We start from the raw sequence: 20,201 nt of genomic DNA on the forward strand, positions 1-20,201 counted from the left end.
AATGATCATGCTGCGATATGCGGTCTATCGCTTCTTCACGATGCTGCTGACCCTGTTGGTGGTCTCGGTTCTGATATTCGTCATCATCAACCTGCCGCCCGGCGATTATCTGAGCAACCAGATCGCCGAGCTTCAGGCCTCAGGCCAATCCGCCGGTGTCGCCAAGGCCGAATTTCTGCGGGCCGAGTACGCCTTGGATCGTCCCATGTGGGAGCAATACCTGATCTGGATGGGCTTCTGGCCCGGCCCCCACGGGTTCGAAGGTCTGCTGCAAGGCAATTACGGCTGGTCGTTCGAGTTCGACCGCCCCGTCTCAGACATCGTGGGCGATACGCTTTGGCTGACGGTTGTAGTCAATCTAGCCGCGATCCTGTTCGTCTACGCCGTTGCCCTGCCCTTGGGTGTGATCGCCGCCGCGCGATCGCGCACGTGGATCGATTATACCTCGGCCTTTGTCGGCTATCTGGGTCTGGCCACGCCGAACTTTTTGCTGGCGCTGATCCTGTTCTACTACGGTCATCAGTATTTCAACCTCCCCATCGGCGGCCTGATGGACCCGAAATTCGAAGGCGAACCGATGAGCTGGGACAAGCTGAAATCCATCCTTGTCCACCTGATCGTGCCAACCTTCGTCATCGGCACCTCGGGCGCGTCGGCCATGATGCAGCGCCTGCGCGCGAACATGCTGGACGAGCTGGGCAAGCCCTATGTTGAGACAGCCGTTGCCAAAGGTATGGCCCCGTCACGGATGCTGACCAAATACCCGTTGCGCGTGGCCTTCAACCCGTTCGTCGCTGACATCGGAAACCTGCTGCCTTCGATGGTGTCCGGCTCGGTTCTGGTGTCGGTCGTGTTGGGCCTGCAAACCATTGGCCCGACCCTGCTGACTGCACTGAAAACGCAGGACCAGTTCCTGTCGGCGTTCATCCTGATGTTCGTGGCCCTGCTGACCCTGATTGGCACCATGATCTCGGACATCTTGCTGGTCATGCTCGACCCGCGCATTCGGTATGAGGGGCGAGACGCATGACCCAACGCCCTGATGATCGCTATGTAGATGACGCACCGTTCGACCCGCAGGCCTCGGTCCAACAGCTCGAGCGCGCCGATCTGGACGCCCCGAACTGGGTGCTGGTCTGGCGCAAATTCCGCACGCACAAGCTGGGCCTGATCTCAGGCGTTTTTCTGCTGCTCTGCTACCTGATGCTGCCCTTTGCAGGCTTCATCGCCCCCTACGGCCCCAATGACCGGAACGGAGAACACCTTTACGCCCCGCCCCAGTCGATCAACTGGTTCCACGAGGGCGAATTCATCGGGCCCTATGTCTACCCCATCACGGCTGAGGCAGATCTTGAGACCTTCCAATGGAAGTTCATTCCAGACACCGAGGATCCTCGTCCGATCAAGTTCTTCTGTGAAGGGTCCGAGTATCGCTTGGCAGGATTCATCCCCTCTGACACGCATCTGTTCTGTGCCCCTGATGGCGCGACACTGTTCCTATGGGGCTCGGACCGGTTGGGCCGCGATATCTTCAGCCGCATCCTCTATGGCGCGCAGTTATCACTGACCGTTGGTCTGATCGGCATCTCGGTGTCGTTCTTCCTTGGTATCCTGTTCGGGTCAATGGCCGGGTATTTCGGAGGGCGCATCGACTGGACCATCAACCGTGTGATCGAAGTCCTGCGGTCCCTACCCGAACTGCCGCTATGGCTCGCCTTGTCCGCCGCCGTGCCCTCGAACTGGAGCCCCGTCGCGGTCTTCTTCATCATCTCGATCATCCTCGGCATTCTCGACTGGCCCGGCCTCGCCAGATCCGTCCGCGCCAAATTCCTATCCCTGAGAGAGGAAGAATACGTCCGCGCAGCTGAGATGATGGGCGCAAGCTCCGGCCGGGTGATCCGAAAGCACCTGCTGCCGAACTTCATGTCCCACCTGATCGCGTCGGCCACCCTGTCGATCCCGGCGATGATACTCGGTGAAACCGCGCTGTCCTTCCTTGGCCTCGGCCTGCGTGCGCCTGCGGTGAGTTGGGGCGTGATGCTGAACGATGCGCAGAACCTCGCTTCGATCGAGATATACCCTTGGACGGCCATTCCCATGCTGCCCATTATCGTCGTTGTTCTAGCCTTCAACTTCCTTGGCGATGGTTTGCGTGACAGTCTGGACCCCTATCAGCAATGAGCCTGCTGTCCTCTCTTCCGGCGGCCGACAGCTATCGCACTACCGGCGAGGGAACCCTGCCCAGCGCCTTTGCCGTCTCCGAGCTGGCAACCACCAGCTTCGCCGCGGTTGGTCAGGAGCTGTCCCGATATATGACCGCCGCAAACCTGTCACCAACCGCGCCAGCGGTCACGGTGGATCGCCGCCTCGCTTTACTCTGGTATCGCTATTCCTTCAAGCCCGATGGCTGGGAGATGCCCAGCCTGTGGGACGCCATTGCGGGCGACTACCGCGCGTCTGACGGTTGGATCAGGCTACATACCAACCTGCCCCACCACCGCGCTGCCGCCCTGAAAGTTTTGGGCACACAAGCCGACCGGGAAGCGGTCTCACAGGCCCTTCGCAGCTGGGCTATCGCTGACCTCGAAAGCGCTATTGTGGCCGAGGGCGGCGTCGCTGCCGCCATGCGCAGCCGCGCCGAATGGTTGGACCATCCCCAAGGCCGCGCCGTCAGCCGTGACCCACTGATCAGTTGGCAGAATCCACGTCGGATCACTCTGCGAGATCGTCCGGCTGCAACAGCCAAACGCCCGCTTGCCGACCTGCGCGTCCTAGACCTGACCCGCGTTCTGGCGGGCCCCGTCTCAACCCGCACATTGGCCGGATTCGGCGCGGATGTACTGCGCATCGACCCTCCGAGCTGGGATGAGCCGGGCGTTATTCCCGACATCTCACTTGGCAAACGCTGTGCCTATCTGGACCTGAAATCGACCGAGGGCCTGACCCATCTGCAAGACCTGTTGTCACAAGCAGATGTATTCATCCACGGGTACCGCCCCGGCGCGCTTGAGGCTCTGGGGCTTAGTAAAGCAAAGCGTGACGAACTGGCCCCCAACCGGGTCGAGGTCACTCTAGACGCCTATGGCTGGCAAGGACCTTGGGCCACACGCAGAGGGTTCGACAGTCTGGTTCAGATGAGCGCAGGTATTGCCCATGCCGGGATGGAATGGACCAACGCCGACAAACCCACCCCGCTGCCAGTTCAGGCTCTGGACCATGCGACCGGATACCTGATGGCAGCCGCAGTTCTTTCTGCACTGGCCGAGGCGGCCTCGGGAAATTCAATCATGCACGCCCATCTGTCGTTGGCGCGCACCGCCGAATTGCTGGCCATTCTCGGTAAAACCGACACCAGCCAAGACCCGATTACAGCCAACCCATCCGACTATTGCGAAGTAACCGAACAGTCCGGATGGGGCCCTGGCCACCGGCTAAAACCCGCACTGACCATTGGTCGGACGGTGATGAGGTGGGACCTGCCCGCCCCACAACTAGGCACCTCCAACCCAACCTGGCCTTGATGCGCCAAACGCCGCGCGGCACGCGCGGCCTGGCCCAACGCTTTGGACGGCGTCTCGTCAGAGACGCAGACCAAAGGGGCGGGAGGACCGTCTTAGCGGTCGTCGCCACCCGGTCCAATATCGTCCAAATAGTCCTCGTCAATTGCTGCCTGCACCGCGCCGGTCACTGCCTCGCGCTGTTTCGGGGTCAGGTCTTCGGCCTCTTTTCCATCGGCAAGTCGAACGGTTACCTCTCGATGCGCAAACTTGATGCCTTCGCGAGCGAACAGTTCTCGGATATCCTGATACACCTTCTTGCGCACCAGCCACTGATCGCCCGGCTTGGTCATGAATTTGACCCGGATGATCATCGCCGAATCCTGCATCTCGATAACGCCCTGCGACTTCAAGGGCTGGATAAAGTTGTCACCGATCACCGGGTCGCTCAGCAACTCCTGACCCAGTTTCTTGATCAGCTTCCGCACCTTCTCGACATCCGTGTCATAGGTCACGCGCAGAGGCAGCTTCATGATCACCCAGTCACGCGAATAGTTGGTCAGAACCTTGATCTCCCCGAAGGGAATAGTGTTCAGCGCCCCCAGGTGGTGGCGCAGTTGGAACGAGCGGACCGAGATTTTCTCGACCGTTCCCTTCACATCCCCAATGTCGATGTATTCCCCTTTGCGGAACGCATCATCCAACAGGAAGAAGGCGCCCGAGAAGATGTCGCGCACCAAGGTCTGCGACCCGAACCCGACAGCCAGACCAACCACACCGGCACCTGCGAACAGAGGGCTGACGTTGATGCCCAGCTCCATCAGTACGATCAGCACAATCGTCACGACAACGACCGCCAGGATCGCCCCGCGGAACAAGGGCAGCAAGGTGGCCAAGCGGCTCTGACCGCCTTCACCGCCTTCATCGCCCAGCTCGGCTTCGGAGCCGTCATCGGATTCCTCAGCAATTTTGCTATCGATCCAGATGCGGAAAAAATTGAACAGGATGTAGCCGATAAACAGGATCACCATCACGTCCAACGCACGCCCGATCGGCAGATCCTCGCTCCAGCTGGCATCCGGGTTCCAGATCACCACCAGCGCGTAGCTGCCCACGACAAAGGCCAGAATGCCAGCCACTCTGCGGGCCAGGTCCTCATAGGTCAAAATGGCATGTTTGCGTTGTACTGCCTCGGGCGAGGGTGCCTCTGCCTCGATCTCTGCCTCGGCGTTGATCTGTTCGATCTTGCGGTTGCGGTCAAAGTACCGCTCCAGCAGATAGTTCATCGCGCCATAGGCCACGACAACCGACATGAAGATCGCATAGCTGCTGGCAACAATCGGGACCGAGTTTTCATTCTCAAGCACCAGATCCACGGCAAGCTTCGACCAGCTGAACACGATGTACAGGATCAGCACCGGAGCCCAAGCAAATGAGATGAAGCGCAGAATCCACGAGACTTGAGACGGTGCCCGCCCGCCCCGGATCGCATTTGAAATGGCCCCGGCATTGAACAGGATCATCAGAATATTCAAGAAGGCCCCGAACAGGGTCAAGCACCCGTAGACCAAGGCGTAGACGTTGTAGTTTAGACCGAAATCCGCCACCCAGGTCGAAAACAGAACGACCGATACATCATAGGTCGCCACCGCCGAGGCCCAGATATACAGCCGCTTGGCGTGGCGGTCGGAAAAGGGCGGCAAGCGATACTGGCTCAGATAAGGTGACAGCACCATTCGCCACAGGTCCGAGATCGTGCGGGACAGGAAAAAGGCCGTGAAGATCGCGGTCACGGTGAACTGGATCGAGATATCTTCGGCCTCGCCAAAGAACAGATAGCCAACGATCAATGCCATCAACATTGCAAAGATCGTGCCACCGATCCCCATCACAAACCGGTAGACAAGAAACGGCATCTTCTCGCGATAGCCCTGCGGGTTTTCCTTGATCCGTGCGACGACCCAGCGTTTGGCGATCCGTTTGCCGTAAATCTCGGTTGAGAGCCACCGCCCCAATAGCAGGAAGAGGATGTTCCAACCCAGAACCTCGACATAGGTCTGGATACGACCATCCGGGCTGGTCTGACGCAGGATATACTCCACTTCGAAAACCGAATAGGGCAGTGCCTCAAGGCGTGACTGAACTGATTCACGGAACTTGGTGAATCGCGCCTGTGTCCGCATCAGTTGCGAGGCCTCGGCCATGGGGTCAGCCTCAGACGATTCCGCTTCGGGCTGCTCACCCGCGGTGGAGACCAGATTGCCCGAACTATCGATGACGATGACGCTGGCACCTGCCTCGGTGGCGGTGCGGATCGCGTCGGCGAGATCACTGTCGTTGGTTGCAGTCTCTTCCGTTGCGGAACCCGAGCCATAGCCCGGTATCAGCGCAGTCTGCGCCGCCACACTGGTTGAAAACGCCAACAACAAAGCACAAAATGCAAAAAGCGTCACGGCCAGAAAGTTCGGTTTCATAGGGTCTTGCATCCAATTTCTTCACTGGCGCACACCGTACAGAACCTGTTGGACCTGTTCAAATCCTCCCGCCCGCCTGTTTTCGCGCTTAGAACGAAACGGCAAAGACTGGTGCAAATTGAACCCATATCCTCAATATCCTGTTGCCAAATCGCCATGTTTGGCACATTTGCGGGCGGGCGATTTCCCCTTTGGCAAGCGCAGCATAAGGATATACGGTAACGCTTGCATACGCGCGGATGTAGTACCCAGACCAATAAGACGGGCGACCCTATGAGCCTAGGCAAAAAACAAGACAATCCGGACCGCGCGCCGCGCCTGCTATTTTACAGCCACGATACCTTTGGGTTAGGCCACTTGCGCCGTTCGCGTGCGCTGGCGGCAGCGATGACCGAAGCCGACCCAAGCGCATCCGCGCTGATCCTGACCGGATCGCCTGTGGCCGGGCGTTTCACCTTTCCCCGCCGCGTCGACCATGTGCGCTTGCCGGGGGTCACCAAACGCTCGGACGGATCTTACGCGGCCCGCACGATTGGCATGGGCATTGATGAGGTGACCGAACTTCGCTCGAGCCTGATCAAGACAGCCGTTCAGCAATTCGACCCCGACGTCCTGATCGTCGACAAGGAACCCACCGGTTTTCGTGGGGAGTTGCTGCCAACGCTGGAATTCCTCGAACAGTCCTGCGACACCAAGCTGGTTTTGGGCCTGCGCGATGTTCTGGACGAGCCTGAGGTTCTGGCCGCCGAATGGGATCGCAAGGACGCGATCGCTGCGACCGAGCGGTTCTATCACGAAATCTGGGTCTATGGATTGCATTCGATCTACGACCCGACCGAGGGTCTGCCCCTCAGCGCAGCGGCCCGATCACGCCTACACTGGACCGGCTATCTGCGCCGCGACCTCGGCCCGGTCGGAGAGCCCCCGGAACAGCCCTATATCCTGATCACGCCCGGCGGCGGCGGCGACGGCAAGGCGATGGTCAATCTGGTCCTCTCGGCCTACGAAAAGGACCCGACCCTGTCGCCCCGCGCGGTGCTGGTCTATGGGCCCTTCCTGTCAGGTGAGTCGCGCGATGAATTCGAAACCCGCGTGGCCGCGCTGAACGGGCGCGTGACGGCGGTCGGGTTCGAATCCCAGATCGAAACGCTTTTTGCCGGGGCGGCGGGCGTTGTTTGCATGGGTGGCTACAACACGTTTTGTGAGGTGCTATCTTTCGACAAACGCGCCGTCATCGTGCCGCGCACGACACCTCGGTTGGAACAATGGATACGCGCCTCGCGCGCTGAAGACCTTGGCCTTGTCCGCATGCTGGACGAACAGCGCGACGGTTTGACCACCGACGCGATGATCCGCGCCATCCGCGAATTGCCGCGACAGCCCCTGCCCTCGCAGGCGATCAGCGACGGCTTGCTGGACGGGCTGGACTACGTAACAGGCCGCGTTGATGCGCTGCTGCACCGGGAACAGGAACGAGCGACCGGATGACATCCCAAAACCCGAAACTCGCGGTGCTGGTCAAAGGATGGCCGCGCCTGTCCGAGACGTTTATTGCTCAGGAACTGGTCGCCTTGCAGGAGGCTGGCCATCAGTTTGACATCTGGTCGCTGCGCCACCCGACCGATACCAAACGCCACCCCCTGCATGACCGGTTCAAGGGGCAGGTGCACTATCTGCCTGAATACCTCTATCAGGAACCACAGCGCGTCTGGGCCGCACGGGCCATCGCCAAGCGCCTGCCGGGCTATGCCGAGGCCTACCGCGTTTGGCGGCAGGACCTGCGCCGCGACCCGACCCACAACCGTATTCGCCGCTTTGGACAGGCCTGCGTTTTGGCGGCTGAGCTACCGGGCGCTACGCAGGCGCTCTATGCCCATTTCATGCACACGCCCTCATCCGTGGCGCGCTATGCCGCTATCATGCGCGGTGTACCGTGGAGTTTTTCTGCCCACGCCAAGGATATCTGGACATCGCCCGAGTGGGAAAAGCGCGAAAAGCTGCAAGCGGTGACCCATGGGGCCGCTTTTGGGGCTACCTGCACCGCTATAGGCGCCGCCCATCTGCGGGAGCTGGCCGATGACCCCGCACGCGTTGACCTAATCTACCACGGGTTGGACCTGACCCGTTTCCCAAGCCCCCCGAACAGGGAACTACGAGCAGCGGACGGGCCATTTCACATGATCTCGGTCGGACGCCTGGTCGAGAAAAAGGGCTTTGACCGTCTGATTGATGCCTTGGCCTTGCTACCCGAGGCGCTGGACTGGCACTGGACCCATATCGGCGGCGGCGCTTTGGGGGACGTCCTGCGCGACCGCGCCACGGCAGCCGGCATCGCAGACCGGATCAGCTGGAAAGGCGCTTGCGATCAGCCCGAAGTGATTGAGGCCATGCGCTCTGCCGACCTCTTCGTCCTGCCCAGCCGCATTGCCGAGGATGGCGATCGCGACGGGTTGCCCAACGTGTTGATGGAGGCCGCCTCGCAACTCCTGCCGATCCTGTCGACGCCGGTGTCCGCCATTCCCGAGTTCATCACTTCGAGCACCCACGGCATCCTGTCGGATGACGATCCAAAGGCGCTGACTGACGCGATCCTGGCACTGGCGAGCGATCCCGAAGCCACCACCAAAATGGCCCGGGCCGCTTATGACCGTTTGCTGGCCGAGTTCCGGATGGACCCCGGCATCGCGCAGCTTTCGGAACGGCTGAACGCTTTGTGCCTGGAAACGGTCTAATGACTCGCGTGGCGTTCTACGCCCCCATGAAGTCTCCACAAAGCCCGACACCTTCGGGCGACCGAGAGATGGCGCGGAACCTGATCACCGCCATTGCCGCCGAGGGGGATCACGTCGACCTAGTGTCCGAGCTGCGGATCTACGACAAGCACGGAGATACCGCCAAACAGCACGCCTTGCGCGCGGCGGCGAAGGCAGAAACTCAACGCCTGATCGCCGCGTTGCCGCAAGACACGTCGCTTTGGGTGACCTACCACAACTACTACAAAGCCCCCGATCTGATTGGCCCGCAGCTCTGCGCGGCGCGGCGGATTCCTTATGTTCAAATGGAAAGCACGCGGGCCAGCAGCCGCCTGAAGGGGCCTTGGGCCGGGTTCGCGCAATCCGCCCACGAGGCCTGCGATGCGGCCAAGGTGATTTTCTACCACACCGCAAATGACCTGATCACGTTGGAGCGCGATCGCTTTGACGCTCAGGCTCTGGTCGAGTTGCCGCCGTTCCTACCGATTACGGATTTGCCACCTCAGGCCGCGGCCGAAGGTCCAATGCTGGCCGTCGGCATGATGCGGCACGGGGACAAGCTGGCCTCCTATCAGCTGCTGGCCGAAGCTCTGACTTATCTCACTGGCGATTGGCAGTTGCAGATCGCAGGCGACGGACCGGCTCGAGGCGCAGTTGAAGCACTCATGGCCCAGTTCGGTGAAAAGGTCACGTTACTGGGCCAACTGGACCAAGAGAGCCTGGGCCACCTCTATCAGAACTCAGGGTTTCTGGTCTGGCCCGGCGTCAACGAAGCCTACGGCATGATCTTTCTTGAGGCTCAGGCCGCAGGCCTGCCTGTGGTCGCACAAGACCGCCCCGGGGTGCGCGACGTGCTTTCGCCTTCGGACTACCCAAGTGTCGATCAAGGGGCGCAAGGCTTGGCCCAGCGCATTCAGACCCTGTTGCAGAACGGCGAAGAGCGGCAACGCTTAGGGGGCGAGGCTCGCAAATACGTCGCCGAGCGCCACCTGATGCCCGGTGCGACACGACGGTTCTGGCAGACCATCCGCCCCATGCTGGAGGTTTCCGCATGACCAGACTGGCCTTGCTGCGACACGGTCATACGCCGTGGAATCGCGCCGGACAGATTCAGGGACGTAGCGACATCGCGCTAGACCCTGAGGCGCGGGCGGAACTGTCCGGATACGCCCTGCCCGCCTCTTGGGAGCAGGCTCAGATCTGGGCCAGCCCGTTGCAGCGCGCGCATGAGACGGCGCAGATCGTCTCGGGCCGCACCCCGATGACCAGCGACGCGCTGATCGAGATGAACTGGGGCGATTGGGAGGGGTTGCGCGGTGTAGACCTGATTGCAGACCCGTCCAGCGGCTACCGGCATATCGAAGACTGGGGTTGGGACTACCGTCCGCCAAATGGCGAAAGCCCGGCTGAGGTTGCAGATCGTCTCGCGCCTTGGCTGGCGGAACTCCGGAAAGACGCCCTTGCCGTGTGTCACATCGGCATCATGCGGGTCATTCTGGCGCGCGCCTGGGGATGGGATTTTGAAGGCCCCGCCCCTTTCAAAATCAAGCGCAACAGGCTCTACGTCATCGACATGGAAGCGATGACGCCCGAAGCTGAGCCGGTCAGCCTGATCAAGCGCGAGGCCACGACATGAAAGTGATGCTTGTCGTCACCCACCTGTTGGGAACCGGGCACCTAAGCCGAGCCTTGACGCTGGGGCGCGCTTTTGTGGGTGCAGGCCATGAAGTGATGGTGGTGTCTGGTGGCATGCCTGCGCCGCAACTCGATAGCTCTGGCCTGACGCTGTTTGGCCTGCCGCCGCTGCGCTCGGACGGGACCAACTTTACCCGGCTGTTGGGTGAGGACGGCGAAGAGGCTGATGAAACCTATCGCAACGCGCGGACCGTGGCGTTGGTTGAGGCCGTCCGCGCGTTCCAGCCGGACGTGCTGATCACCGAGCTTTTCCCCTTTGGCCGTCGCGTTTTAGCCGGTGAGTTCGAGGCTGCACTGACCGCCACGCGGGCACTGCCGCACAGCCCCGTCATCCTCAGCTCAATCCGCGATATTCTGGCGCCGCCGTCCAAACCCTCCAAGGCCGCACGGGCCGATGAGATTATTGACGCGTTTTATGACGGTGTTCTGGTTCACGCGGATAAGCGTATCACACCGCTGACTGTCAGTTGGCCCGTCTCGGACCGGCTGGCCGGGTATTTGCACTATACCGGCTTTGTCGCGCCGGTTGCGCCGCAGCCGCATCCGGACGGTGTTGGTGAGGGAGAGATTCTGGTTAGCGCGGGCGGTGGATCGGTGGGGCAGCCGATCTTTCGCGCGGCCATCGAGGCCGCTCGAAAGATGCCCAACAGGCGCTGGCGCCTGTTGGTGGGCGGGCGTGATGCCCAGGCGCGCATTTCTGAACTGTCCCAGTTGGCCGAAGGCGCACCCGTTGTCATCGAACCCGTGCGTCCGGATTTTAGGCAAATGCTCCCTCATGCAGCGGCATCGGTGAGCATGTGCGGCTACAACACCGCGATGGACCTGCTGCAATCGGGTACTCCGGCGGTGATGGTGCCGTTTGATGACGGGAATGAAATGGAACAAAGCCTGCGCGGGCAAAGCCTGTCTGCGCTTTCTGCGATGGAGGTTCTTCTCAGTAAAGACCTTGACGCGGCCCGCCTTTCCGAGGCCCTGAAACGGGTCATTTCTGACGTGCTCCCTTCGACACAGGGCTTTGGCTTCGACGGAGCACAGCGCAGCGTCGAGATCGCTCAGAGGCTCTGGGACGCGCGCAGATGATGGCAGACTGGCACATATTGGACGAAGAACTTGCCATTTGGCGCGCCCAAGGGTTGTCTTTTCCGCTGTGGTGGCGGGACGACGATGCGATTGCTCCGACGCCTCAGTTGGACCAACTCTCCGCCTTGTCTGAACGGCTTGGGATTTCGGTTCACCTGGCGATCATCCCGCGTGATGCGACAAGCGAACTCGCCTCTTACATGGCGCAGCGGCCGAACCTGATACCGGTTGTCCACGGGTGGGCGCATGAAAACCACGCTCCGCCAGAGGAAAAGAAATCCGAATTTCGTCTGCACCGTTCCATGGAGACGATCTTGCAGGACGCTGAGGCCGGTATGACGCGTTTGCGGTCTCTGTTTCCGGATCGTTTGCGGCCCATGTTCGTCCCCCCGTGGAACCGTATCGCGCCGGAGATTGCCGCGCGTCTGCCTGATCTCGGGTATGAAATCCTCTCAACCGCAACCCCTCGGGCATCGGCGCTGGCCGCGCCGGGGTTGGAGCAAGTGAACACCCATATCGACCCGATCGATTGGCGCGGCAGCCGGAGCTTGGCGGATCATGAATCGTTGATCCAGAAAACCACCGCGCTGCTGCGGGACCGCCGGGGAGGGCGCGCTGACAACAGTGAACCGCTCGGCGTATTGACCCATCATCTGGTCCATGATCAAGACATCTGGGCCTTTACCGAAGCTTTGCTGAAACACCTGCTGGACGGGCCGGCGACCCTCTGGACCGCCCCCAGACACGGAAACGGAGACCCCGAATGAGCCGACTGGATTCCATGCTGCGCCGCCTGACCGCGCAACGCGACGGGCTGAACTGGGCCGCTGCGAAGATCGCTGATCAGAAAGGCGATGTGCTAGACATGGGGCTCGGCAATGGGCGCACCTATGACCACCTGCGTGAAATCCTGCCCGAGCGCCGCATCTGGGTGATGGATCGCGTTCTGCAATGCCACCCCGACAGCACTCCGCCGGAACAGGATTTCCTGCAGGGCGAGGCCGAACCTATGCTGCAAAAGCTTGCCAGCGAAGGCCACAAGATGGCGATGGCGCACTATGATTTCGGCCGAGGGATCAAGGCGGATGACGTGGCCGAGGCGGCGCGCCTCAGCCCTATGATCGCGCAGGTGATGCAGCCCGGAGGGTTGCTGATCTCGGGCCAGCCGCTGGTCGGTTTCGATCAGATCGAGGGACCTGAAAGCATCGCTCCGGACCGCTATCTGTTCTACATGGCCTGATCAGGCGACGCGCCGCCCCCGCGACCAGACCGCATTCAGGGCGGGAACACCTGCCCGCATGCGGAACCGGATCAAGTCAGCGCGGGCGCCGGTGCGCAGCACGCCTCGGTCGTCTAGCCCCACGGCCTGCGCCGGGGTCCGGGTCACAGTCCTCAGCCCACGCGCCATATCGCCCCACATCTGTCCCAGCCGCACGGCCGACAGCAGCAGCGCCGAAGGTACATAGTCGGACGAGATGATGTCCAGATGGCCCAGCTCGGCCAGCTCCTGCGCGGCGACATTGCCCGAATGCGACCCGCCCCGGATGATGTTCGGCGCGCCCATCATCACCTTGATCTCGTGCGCGTGGCAGGCTCGGGCGGCTTCGACCGTTGTCGGGAACTCGGCCAGACGAATGCCGTGACCTGCGGACACCTGGACCTGCTCTTCCGTCGTATCATCGTGGCTGGCCAAAACCGCGCCGAAGCGGTTGGCGGCCTTGACGGTTTCAACCTCGTGCTTTTCACCATTGCGGTCACGCAGCCCTTTCAGATGGGCCACGTGTTGCATGAACGTATCATCGTCCATGGCGTATTTGCCCTTCATATAGGCCTCAAGCTTCGAGAGATCGCGAAACTGCCTCTGACCCGGCGTGTGATCCATGATCGAGACAAGACCAACACGGTCCTCGGGGCCGAACTCGTCCAGCTCCTCGACCAGAGTTTCCGAACACACCTCGGCCCTGAGGTGCAGAAAGTGGCTGATCTTCAGCGCGTCCAGTTCGCGCAGGTCCCAAAGCTCCTGCGACAGGCCGCGCGCGTATTTCAGATACCGGGCCGAGCCTGAGGGGATGGACCCGATCCGCATCGCATCAAACACGGTGGTGATCCCGGTGCTTGCCAGCTCGGCATCGTGGGCGAGGATCGCGGCGGCGTGGGGCCAGTCGACCTTGGGGCGCGGCTGGATGTGACGCTCAAGGTTGTCGGTGTGCAGCTCGACCAGACCCGGACTGATATAGTCGCCTTCGCAATCGACAGCCCCCGCTGGAACCGAAGCGCCTGTGTCGATATCCGCAATGCTTTCACCTACAACCCGAACACTCCCCGTTATGGTTTCGTCCGGTAAAACGAGCGTGGCATTGGCAAGGATCATTTCTTCTGTCATCTGAACTTCACACAGTTTGAGCTATTGAACGGGCCACGCAATAGGAGGCCAATGTGACATTCACGCGATACGCGATCTATTATGCCCCCCCTGCCGATGCAGAGTGGACGCAATTTGCAACCAGCTGGCTGGGCTGGGACATGGAGACCGGGGCCCCGGTGGCGCATTCCGCCGTGGATGGGATCGACGTTGCCTCGGTCACCGAAGTGCCGCGCAAATACGGGTTGCACGCGACGATGAAACCTCCGTTCCGGCTGCGCGACGGGCAGACGGTGGAGGCGCTCTGCGACGCCTGCGCCACACTGGCCGCGCGCCAAACGCCGGTCTCGCTTGACGGGCTTGAGATCGCGCGGCTGGGCCGGTTTCTGGCCTTGCGCCCGGTCGGAGAAACCCATGCCCTGAACGCCCTCGCCGCGGCCTGTGTGCAAGAGCTTGACGCGTTCCGCGCGCCTGCGTCCGAGGCCGAACTGGCCCGCCGCCGCGCGGCAAAACTGACCCTGGAGCAGGACGTCAATCTGGTGCAGTGGGGCTATCCTTACGTGCTGGAGGCCTTTCGGTTCCACATCACGCTGAGCGGAAAACTGGCAAAACCCGTGCTGGCGGAGGTCGAAGCGGCTTTGGGCGCGCATCTGGCCCCGAAGTTGCCCGCACCCTTCCGGATCGAAGATCTGGCCCTGATGGGCGAAGCCGAGGATGGACGTTTTCACCTGATCCATCGCTACGCCCTTTCCGGCTGAAGCCGCGCAAGGATCGCGCTGACCGTATCGTCCAACGCGCCCGAGTTGTCGATCTCGATCACCCGGCGCAACCCATCGGGCAGCGGCGCTTTGGCCCGACCAAGGCGCTTGGCCTGTTCTTCTGTGGTTTCGCGCCCCCGTGCCGCAAGGCGTTGTTCCAGAACCTTCGCATCGGCGGTCAAGGAAATCACTATAAGCTCCCCGAACACCTCCTGCGCTTGCAACAGAACCGCACGGGAGAAATTGACCAGAACAGCCTGACACTGCGTGCGCTGCTCCGCAATCTGCACCGGCACACCGTAGTGCAGCCCATGTGCCCGCCAGTGCATCGAGAAGGCACCATCCAGCACCATCTGCTCAAACACTTCGACCGAGACCCGGTCGAAATCCTCGCCCTCTTCCCCCTCGGGCCGCGTGATCACGCGACGCAGGCGCTGAACCCCTGACGCGCGGGCCTCTAGCGCAGCCATGACGCTGTCCTTGCCCACACCTGACGGGCCAACAACCGCTATGACTGGTGCAAGGCTCATGCCGCCTGTCCGGGCGTGAATTCCGAGACATTGACCGAGCGGTCGCACACACGCTCGCGCGCTTCGACGTCGTGGAAAATCCCGACAATTGCGGCGCCGCGGGCCTTGGCCTCTTCGATTAGCGACAAAACCGTTTCCCGGTTCTGCGCGTCCAAGCTGGCCGTCGGCTCGTCCAGCAGCATCGCCGGGTAGTCATGCGCAAAACCGCGCGCGATGTTCACGCGCTGCTGCTCACCGCCCGAAAACGTGGTCGGGCTAAGCGACCAGAGCCGTTCGGGAATGTTCAACCGCGCCAGCAGACCCGCCGCCTTGTCCAAAGCGGCTTGCCGGTCACAGCCCAGCGCCAAAAGCGGCTCGGCCACGACCTCAAGCGTGGGGACACGAGGCACGACCCGCAGGAACTGGCTGACATAGCCCAGCGTCTCACGCCGCAGCGCCAGAATCTCACGCGGTTGGGCTTTGGCCACGTCCAACCCGCCGACCAGCACCGCGCCTGAGGCCGCGAGGTAGTTTCCGTAGATCACCCGCATCAAGGTGGATTTGCCCGCGCCCGACGCGCCGGTCAGGGCAACGCATTCACCGGGGGACACCTTCAGCGAGGCACCCTCCATCACCGGAATGACCGCGCTGCCCTGATTGTGCAGGGTAAAGCTCTTGCTGACGTCTGTAAGCTCAATCATCGCTTCATCTTTTCCCAAATATTCAAACCTGCAGAACGCTGGACACAAGCAGCTGTGTATAGGCGTGCTGCGGATCGTCCAGCACCTGATCGGTCAGGCCGGTTTCCACAACATGGCCGTCTTTCATCACCATCAGCCGGTCGGCCAACAGGCGCACAACGGCCAGATCGTGGGTGACGATAATCGCGCTCAAACCCATCTCGCGCACCAATCCGCGCAACAGGTCCAGAAGCCGCGCTTGAACCGAAACATCCAGCCCTCCGGTCGGTTCATCCATGAACACCAGTCGAGGCCCCGTCACCAGATTGCGCGCGATCTGCAGGCGCTGCTGCATCCCGCCCGAGAACGCAGTGGGGCGATCATCGACCCGAGCCTCGCTGATCTCGACCCGACCGAGCCAGTCGATCGCCTTGTCGCGGATGTCGCCATAGTGACGATCGCCGACGGCCATCAGGCGCTCGCCGATATTGCCGCCCGCACTGACCGACATGCGCAGCCCATCGCGGGCGTGCTGATGAACAAAGGCCCAATCCGTGCGGCTCAGCATCCGCCGCTCGGGCTCGGACATGGTGACCGTATCGACCGGACCGTCTGCGCGGGTGTCAAAGATCACCTGCCCCGCATCGGGTTCTAGGTGACCTGCCAGACAATTCAGCAACGTCGATTTGCCCGACCCGCTTTCGCCGACGATCCCCATCACCTCACCGGAATAGAGATCAAAACTGACATCCGTACATCCAATATGGGCGCCATAGCTCTTTTCGATGTCCTTGACTTGCAACAGCGGGGTCATGCCGCGTCCTCTCTGGTCATGGGGCCTTGGTGGCCCGCCTCACGCCGCGACCGGCAATAGTCCGTGTCCGAGCAGACGAACATCCGATTGCCGGCATCATCCATGATCACCTCATCCAGATAGCTGTCCTCGGCCCCGCAAAGGTCGCAGGGGTGATCGGCTTTGGAGGCCTCAAACGGGTAGTCCTCGAAATCGAGGCTGACGACCTTGGTATGCGGCGGCACCGCGTAGATCCGCTGTTCGCGCCCCGCACCGAACAGTTGGAGCGCGTCCATTTCCAGCTTCGGGTTGTCGAACTTCGGAATCGGCGACGGGTCCATCACGTAGCGGTCCGATACTTTGACCGGGTACGCATATGAGGTCGAGATCGCACCGTGTTGGCTGATATCTTCGTAAAGCTTCACATGCATCAGCCCGTATTCCTCAAGGCTGTGCATCTTTCGCGTCTCGGTCTCCCGCGGTTCGAGAAAACGCAGAGGCTCAGGGATCGGGACCTGATAGACAAGGATCTGATCCTCGGTCAGCTTTGCCTCGGGGATGCGGTGGCGGGTCTGGATGACGGTGGCCTTCTCGGTCTCTTCCGTGGTTTCAACGCCTGCTGTGTTCTCAAAGAACTTGCGGATCGACACCGCGTTGGTCGTGTCATCCGCGCCCTGGTCAATCACCTTGAACGTATCGTCAGGCGTCAGCGTTGCCGCTGAGACCTGAACACCTCCAGTGCCCCAGCCATAGGGCATCGGCATCTCGCGGCTGGCAAAGGGTACCTGATACCCCGGAACCGCCAACCCTTTGAGGATTGCCCGACGGATCATCCGCTTGGTCTGTTCATCCAGATAGGCGAAGTTGTACTCCGTCATAGCAAACCTCTTTCAGTCAACGCGGCATCCAAAGCCTGTGGCGAAGTGAAGTGAATGGCGTCCATTCCCACTGCCTGTGCACCTTTGACATTGTGCAGGCCGTCGTCGATGAACACGCAGTCTTCGGGCACGTGGCCGGAACGTTCGCAGAGGATTTCGAAAATCCGCGCGTCGGGTTTCATCACGCCCTCCTGGCCCGACACGACCAGCGTGTCAAAGACCTCGCCCAGCCGTGGTTGAACCTTCAGCCCCTCGGGCCATGTTTCCGCCGACCAATTGGTGATGGCGTGGACCGGCGTGCCTTGCGTCTTCAGGCGGTCCAGAACGTCCCATGTGCCGTGGATCGGTGTCTCGACCGTGCGGGCGTAGAGGCCGACATAGGCTGCGAACAGCTCCTGATCGCGCGGGTCCGAAAGCTCCTGCGCCATATCGGCGAAGCGCTCTCCGTTGTCGCCCCTTGCGTTGCGCGCCAGGAAATCTGTCCTTTTGATGAAGGCGTGTGCGGCGTCTTCCGACCCCAGCGCTTCGACCCAGGCCAGATGGGGTTGCCAATCGACAAGCACGCCACCGATATCAAAAACCACCGCTTTCATTCTGCAGCCTCCTTGGGTGCTATGCGTTCTTCCGCCTCGCGGCGCAGCTTGCGCACGAGTTCCAGTTCGGATTGGAAATCCACGTAATGCGGCAGCTTGATGTGTTCGAGGAACCCGGTGGCCTGAATATTGTCCGCATGGCTGAGGACGAATTCCTCATCCTGCGCGGCAGCCCCCAGATAGTCTTCGCCCAGCTCTTTCCACCGCAATGCCCGGTCGACCAGAGCCATCGAGATCGCCTTGCGCTCGGACTGACCAAAGACCAAACCATAGCCTCGGGTGAACTGAGGCGGTTTGGTCTTGGAGCCCTGGAACTGGTTGACGGTTTCACATTCGGTCAGCTCGACCTCACCGATCTCAATGGCGAAACCAAGCTCGGGGATATCCATCTCAACCGCCACTTTACCGATCCGCAACTCGCCTACAAAAGCGTGGTTGCGGGCATATCCGCGCTGGGTTGAGTAGGCCATGCCCAGAACGAACCCCTCATCCCCGCGGGTCAGAGCCTGCAAACGCAGAGGTCGGTTCGACGGAAACTCCATCGGCTCCCGCGTCAGGTCACCCGGTGCGTCCTCGCTGAGCGGCTCGTCCTGAATAACACCCTCACCCTTGAGAAAGCTGGTGATATGCGGAGTCGGCTCTTGCCGGGCGTCGCCTTCGGGCGCGGGGGCAACCTCTCCATCGGCGGCCAGTTTGAAATCCAGCAGCCGGTGGGTGTAGTCGAATGTCGGCCCCAGTACCTGCCCCCCCGGCGCGTCCTTAAACGTGGCCGAGACGCGACGGTCGCAGGCCATGTCCCCCGTCTTGACCGGGTTGGAATAGCCAAACCGGGGCAGCGTGGTGCGATAGGCGCGGATCAGAAAGATCGCCTCGATCAGATCCCCGCGCGCCTGCTTGATCGCCAGCGCAGCGAGGTCCGGGTCGTACAGGGACCCCTCAGCCATGACCCGATTGACGGCAAGGCTTAGCTGTTCGCGGATTTGCGCGATACTCAGATCGGTGATGTCGGTATCGCCCCGACGCTCCTCAGCCAGCCAGGCATGGGCGTTTTCGATGGCCTTTTCACCACCTTTGACGGCTACATACATCGGTTACCCCTCGGCCTGAATCTGCGTGCTACGCGGCAAGGCTGCGACCTGATCCCCGCAGGTGAAGAAGAAGTCACAACCCAACGGATAAAGCATCGCGTTGTCCTGCAGCGCCGCGATATCCGGCAGTAACATACGTGCCGTGGTCTTGATCCCCGGGCCGCTCAGAACCGCACCCTTGGGCGCGAGCGCATCACTCTCAACAATCAAAGTGGCCGAGCGGTCGGGATATTCGGACGTGCCGATCCTGTAGTCGCTCAGAGGCATCAGCTCAGACCAGAGGCCTAAAGCAAAATCCGCTTTTGATGGCTCGACGATTGGTGCGCCGGTGTGGAACCCGAGCCATTGACGCATGTCCGGCGTATCTGCCGCGCCCGCCAGATAAACCCCAGTATCTGCATCGCACAGAGTCAGCAGCAGAGTACCTGCCGCAACCGATAGCGGTGCCGGAGGTTCCGCCCCGACCAGCGTTCTGATCTCACCGGGGCGCGCCATCACGGTCATCGCGGTCCGAAACGCGTACGCAGCATCGCGCGGGGCGTCCTGAAATCCACCTGAAAAAAGCGATTGTGCGTTCATCAGTCCTCTCCCCGGACCAGCGTGAAGAACTCGACCTTGGTGGCCGCAGCTTTTGCCGCACGCGCGTTGCGGGTATCCTGCATCTGGGTCTTGAGCGGCGTGATCACCAGCTCGGTCAGACGATCCGCTGCCTCGGTCTGCATCAGAGCATCAATCAGTGCGGCGGCCTCAGCCTTGGGCTTGGAACGGCCCTGGACATAGCCATGGCCCACGGTGCCATCCTCCAAAGCCAGTGAACAGCGCGTGACCGTCATTTCTCCCAGATTGAACGGAGCGCCAATGGCGCCCGCACGACCGCGCACCATCACGCCGCCAATCTCGGGGCTGCGCAGCCATTTGAACGATGGACGATCCGCCACCCTGTCCCAAAGCGGCATCATCGCATCCTCGGGGGCGCGGGCCAGCAGGCCCATCCACTCCTGACGCGTGATCCCGTTGCTTTTCATCTGTTCTGTCATCGAA

21 protein-coding genes are annotated in these 20,201 nt (G+C 61.4%); 11 read left to right on the plus strand and 10 right to left on the minus strand.

Annotation, left to right across the window (positions count from 1 at the left end):
• The first annotated feature begins 1 nt into the window (after nucleotide 1).
• The 3 genes from ACR0AI_RS18050 to ACR0AI_RS18060 are packed head-to-tail and all read left to right on the plus strand — an operon-like array spanning nucleotide 2 to nucleotide 3,521.
• Nucleotides 2–1,030: an ABC transporter permease gene (locus ACR0AI_RS18050; protein WP_170377562.1), complete on the plus strand. Its 1,029-nt coding sequence runs from the start codon at nucleotides 2–4 to the stop codon at nucleotides 1,028–1,030.
• Nucleotides 1,027–2,181 (plus strand): ABC transporter permease, encoded by a 1,155-nt coding sequence (locus tag ACR0AI_RS18055; RefSeq protein ID WP_170659814.1) that lies wholly within the window; start codon nucleotides 1,027–1,029, stop codon nucleotides 2,179–2,181. The genes ACR0AI_RS18050 and ACR0AI_RS18055 overlap by 4 nt, the downstream gene beginning before the upstream one ends.
• Nucleotides 2,178–3,521 carry a CoA transferase gene (locus ACR0AI_RS18060; RefSeq protein WP_480676076.1) on the plus strand — a complete coding sequence of 448 codons (1,344 nt, stop codon included), beginning with the start codon at nucleotides 2,178–2,180 and terminating at the stop codon, nucleotides 3,519–3,521. Before ACR0AI_RS18055 ends, ACR0AI_RS18060 begins: the two co-directional genes overlap by 4 nt.
• Nucleotides 3,522–3,613: 92 nt before the next feature.
• Here ACR0AI_RS18060 and ACR0AI_RS18065 read toward each other — a convergent pair whose 3' ends face one another.
• Complete coding sequence (locus ACR0AI_RS18065; protein WP_480676078.1) at nucleotides 3,614–5,971, minus strand: mechanosensitive ion channel domain-containing protein; 2,358 nt, start codon at nucleotides 5,969–5,971, stop codon at nucleotides 3,614–3,616.
• Nucleotides 5,972–6,244: 273 nt separating this feature from the next.
• Here ACR0AI_RS18065 and ACR0AI_RS18070 point away from each other — a divergent pair, with 273 nt between their 5' ends.
• From ACR0AI_RS18070 to ACR0AI_RS18100, 7 genes are read left to right on the plus strand one after another with little or no spacing between them, the layout of a single operon-like run.
• Nucleotides 6,245–7,459, plus strand: coding sequence for a glycosyltransferase family protein (locus ACR0AI_RS18070; protein WP_480676080.1), 1,215 nt, complete (start codon nucleotides 6,245–6,247; stop codon nucleotides 7,457–7,459).
• Nucleotides 7,456–8,703: a glycosyltransferase family 4 protein gene (locus ACR0AI_RS18075; protein ID WP_480701425.1), complete on the plus strand. Its 1,248-nt coding sequence runs from the start codon at nucleotides 7,456–7,458 to the stop codon at nucleotides 8,701–8,703. The genes ACR0AI_RS18070 and ACR0AI_RS18075 overlap by 4 nt, the downstream gene beginning before the upstream one ends.
• Nucleotides 8,703–9,779, plus strand: coding sequence for a glycosyltransferase family 4 protein (locus ACR0AI_RS18080; protein ID WP_480676084.1), 1,077 nt, complete (start codon nucleotides 8,703–8,705; stop codon nucleotides 9,777–9,779). The genes ACR0AI_RS18075 and ACR0AI_RS18080 overlap by 1 nt, the downstream gene beginning before the upstream one ends.
• Nucleotides 9,776–10,360: a histidine phosphatase family protein gene (locus tag ACR0AI_RS18085; protein WP_480676086.1), complete on the plus strand. Its 585-nt coding sequence runs from the start codon at nucleotides 9,776–9,778 to the stop codon at nucleotides 10,358–10,360. Before ACR0AI_RS18080 ends, ACR0AI_RS18085 begins: the two co-directional genes overlap by 4 nt.
• Nucleotides 10,357–11,499, plus strand: a complete 1,143-nt coding sequence (locus ACR0AI_RS18090; RefSeq protein WP_480676088.1) for a glycosyltransferase family protein — start codon at nucleotides 10,357–10,359, stop codon at nucleotides 11,497–11,499. Before ACR0AI_RS18085 ends, ACR0AI_RS18090 begins: the two co-directional genes overlap by 4 nt.
• Complete coding sequence (locus ACR0AI_RS18095) at nucleotides 11,496–12,266, plus strand: polysaccharide deacetylase family protein (RefSeq protein WP_480676090.1); 771 nt, start codon at nucleotides 11,496–11,498, stop codon at nucleotides 12,264–12,266. The genes ACR0AI_RS18090 and ACR0AI_RS18095 overlap by 4 nt, the downstream gene beginning before the upstream one ends.
• Nucleotides 12,263–12,739 carry a class I SAM-dependent methyltransferase gene (locus tag ACR0AI_RS18100; protein WP_480676092.1) on the plus strand — a complete coding sequence of 159 codons (477 nt, stop codon included), beginning with the start codon at nucleotides 12,263–12,265 and terminating at the stop codon, nucleotides 12,737–12,739. The genes ACR0AI_RS18095 and ACR0AI_RS18100 overlap by 4 nt, the downstream gene beginning before the upstream one ends.
• On the opposite strand, the gene ACR0AI_RS18105 is transcribed toward ACR0AI_RS18100, so the two are convergent.
• The gene (locus ACR0AI_RS18105) at nucleotides 12,740–13,882 is read right to left on the minus strand and encodes an alpha-D-ribose 1-methylphosphonate 5-triphosphate diphosphatase (RefSeq protein ID WP_480676094.1); all 1,143 of its coding nucleotides are present in this window, start codon (nucleotides 13,880–13,882) and stop codon (nucleotides 12,740–12,742) included.
• A 53-nt stretch (nucleotides 13,883–13,935) separates the two neighbouring features.
• Between ACR0AI_RS18105 and ACR0AI_RS18110 the strand changes: the two genes are divergently transcribed.
• On the plus strand, nucleotides 13,936–14,619 hold the full coding sequence (locus ACR0AI_RS18110; RefSeq protein ID WP_480676096.1) for a DUF1045 domain-containing protein: 684 nt from the start codon (nucleotides 13,936–13,938) through the stop codon (nucleotides 14,617–14,619).
• On the opposite strand, the gene phnN is transcribed toward ACR0AI_RS18110, so the two are convergent.
• The 8 genes from phnN to phnG are packed head-to-tail and all read right to left on the minus strand — an operon-like array spanning nucleotide 14,601 to nucleotide 20,197.
• Complete coding sequence (phnN, locus tag ACR0AI_RS18115; protein WP_480676098.1) at nucleotides 14,601–15,149, minus strand: phosphonate metabolism protein/1,5-bisphosphokinase (PRPP-forming) PhnN; 549 nt, start codon at nucleotides 15,147–15,149, stop codon at nucleotides 14,601–14,603. The two genes, ACR0AI_RS18110 and phnN, sit on opposite strands and share 19 nt — an antisense overlap.
• The gene (gene phnL, locus ACR0AI_RS18120; protein ID WP_170555779.1) at nucleotides 15,146–15,829 is read right to left on the minus strand and encodes a phosphonate C-P lyase system protein PhnL; all 684 of its coding nucleotides are present in this window, start codon (nucleotides 15,827–15,829) and stop codon (nucleotides 15,146–15,148) included. The genes phnN and phnL overlap by 4 nt, the downstream gene beginning before the upstream one ends.
• Nucleotides 15,830–15,851: 22 nt before the next feature.
• Nucleotides 15,852–16,622 (minus strand): phosphonate C-P lyase system protein PhnK, encoded by a 771-nt coding sequence (phnK, locus tag ACR0AI_RS18125; protein WP_480676100.1) that lies wholly within the window; start codon nucleotides 16,620–16,622, stop codon nucleotides 15,852–15,854.
• On the minus strand, nucleotides 16,619–17,479 hold the full coding sequence (locus ACR0AI_RS18130; RefSeq protein WP_480676102.1) for an alpha-D-ribose 1-methylphosphonate 5-phosphate C-P-lyase PhnJ: 861 nt from the start codon (nucleotides 17,477–17,479) through the stop codon (nucleotides 16,619–16,621). Before ACR0AI_RS18130 ends, phnK begins: the two co-directional genes overlap by 4 nt.
• Nucleotides 17,476–18,072, minus strand: coding sequence for an HAD family hydrolase (locus ACR0AI_RS18135; RefSeq protein WP_480676104.1), 597 nt, complete (start codon nucleotides 18,070–18,072; stop codon nucleotides 17,476–17,478). Before ACR0AI_RS18135 ends, ACR0AI_RS18130 begins: the two co-directional genes overlap by 4 nt.
• Nucleotides 18,069–19,160, minus strand: a complete 1,092-nt coding sequence (locus tag ACR0AI_RS18140) for a carbon-phosphorus lyase complex subunit (RefSeq protein WP_480676106.1) — start codon at nucleotides 19,158–19,160, stop codon at nucleotides 18,069–18,071. The genes ACR0AI_RS18135 and ACR0AI_RS18140 overlap by 4 nt, the downstream gene beginning before the upstream one ends.
• Before the next feature lie 3 nt (nucleotides 19,161–19,163).
• Complete coding sequence (gene phnH, locus ACR0AI_RS18145) at nucleotides 19,164–19,739, minus strand: phosphonate C-P lyase system protein PhnH (protein ID WP_480676108.1); 576 nt, start codon at nucleotides 19,737–19,739, stop codon at nucleotides 19,164–19,166.
• Nucleotides 19,739–20,197 (minus strand): phosphonate C-P lyase system protein PhnG, encoded by a 459-nt coding sequence (gene phnG, locus ACR0AI_RS18150; RefSeq protein ID WP_480701427.1) that lies wholly within the window; start codon nucleotides 20,195–20,197, stop codon nucleotides 19,739–19,741. Before phnG ends, phnH begins: the two co-directional genes overlap by 1 nt.
• Nucleotides 20,198–20,201: the final 4 nt, after the last annotated feature.

It is taken from the genome of Ruegeria sp. BG3 (assembly GCF_056538485.1).

Excerpts from the sequence above, each read along its gene's own strand:
- ACR0AI_RS18070 (WP_480676080.1), top strand. The coding sequence starts at position 6,245 with ATGAGCCTAGGCAAAAAACAAGACAATCCGGACCGCGCGCCGCGCCTG.
- phnN (WP_480676098.1), bottom strand. The coding sequence starts at position 15,149 with ATGAGCCTTGCACCAGTCATAGCGGTTGTTGGCCCGTCAGGTGTGGGC.
- ACR0AI_RS18075 (WP_480701425.1), top strand. The coding sequence starts at position 7,456 with ATGACATCCCAAAACCCGAAACTCGCGGTGCTGGTCAAAGGATGGCCG.
- ACR0AI_RS18105 (WP_480676094.1), bottom strand. The coding sequence starts at position 13,882 with ATGACAGAAGAAATGATCCTTGCCAATGCCACGCTCGTTTTACCGGAC.
- ACR0AI_RS18135 (WP_480676104.1), bottom strand. The coding sequence starts at position 18,072 with ATGAAAGCGGTGGTTTTTGATATCGGTGGCGTGCTTGTCGATTGGCAA.
- phnK (WP_480676100.1), bottom strand. The coding sequence starts at position 16,622 with ATGACCCCGCTGTTGCAAGTCAAGGACATCGAAAAGAGCTATGGCGCC.
- ACR0AI_RS18080 (WP_480676084.1), top strand. The coding sequence starts at position 8,703 with ATGACTCGCGTGGCGTTCTACGCCCCCATGAAGTCTCCACAAAGCCCG.
- ACR0AI_RS18090 (WP_480676088.1), top strand. The coding sequence starts at position 10,357 with ATGAAAGTGATGCTTGTCGTCACCCACCTGTTGGGAACCGGGCACCTA.
- ACR0AI_RS18060 (WP_480676076.1), top strand. The coding sequence starts at position 2,178 with ATGAGCCTGCTGTCCTCTCTTCCGGCGGCCGACAGCTATCGCACTACC.
- ACR0AI_RS18055 (WP_170659814.1), top strand. The coding sequence starts at position 1,027 with ATGACCCAACGCCCTGATGATCGCTATGTAGATGACGCACCGTTCGAC.
- ACR0AI_RS18130 (WP_480676102.1), bottom strand. The coding sequence starts at position 17,479 with ATGACGGAGTACAACTTCGCCTATCTGGATGAACAGACCAAGCGGATG.
- phnG (WP_480701427.1), bottom strand. The coding sequence starts at position 20,197 with ATGACAGAACAGATGAAAAGCAACGGGATCACGCGTCAGGAGTGGATG.
- ACR0AI_RS18140 (WP_480676106.1), bottom strand. The coding sequence starts at position 19,160 with ATGTATGTAGCCGTCAAAGGTGGTGAAAAGGCCATCGAAAACGCCCAT.
- phnL (WP_170555779.1), bottom strand. The coding sequence starts at position 15,829 with ATGATTGAGCTTACAGACGTCAGCAAGAGCTTTACCCTGCACAATCAG.
- ACR0AI_RS18065 (WP_480676078.1), bottom strand. The coding sequence starts at position 5,971 with ATGAAACCGAACTTTCTGGCCGTGACGCTTTTTGCATTTTGTGCTTTG.
- phnH (WP_480676108.1), bottom strand. The coding sequence starts at position 19,739 with ATGAACGCACAATCGCTTTTTTCAGGTGGATTTCAGGACGCCCCGCGC.
- ACR0AI_RS18085 (WP_480676086.1), top strand. The coding sequence starts at position 9,776 with ATGACCAGACTGGCCTTGCTGCGACACGGTCATACGCCGTGGAATCGC.
- ACR0AI_RS18095 (WP_480676090.1), top strand. The coding sequence starts at position 11,496 with ATGATGGCAGACTGGCACATATTGGACGAAGAACTTGCCATTTGGCGC.
- ACR0AI_RS18100 (WP_480676092.1), top strand. The coding sequence starts at position 12,263 with ATGAGCCGACTGGATTCCATGCTGCGCCGCCTGACCGCGCAACGCGAC.
- ACR0AI_RS18050 (WP_170377562.1), top strand. The coding sequence starts at position 2 with ATGATCATGCTGCGATATGCGGTCTATCGCTTCTTCACGATGCTGCTG.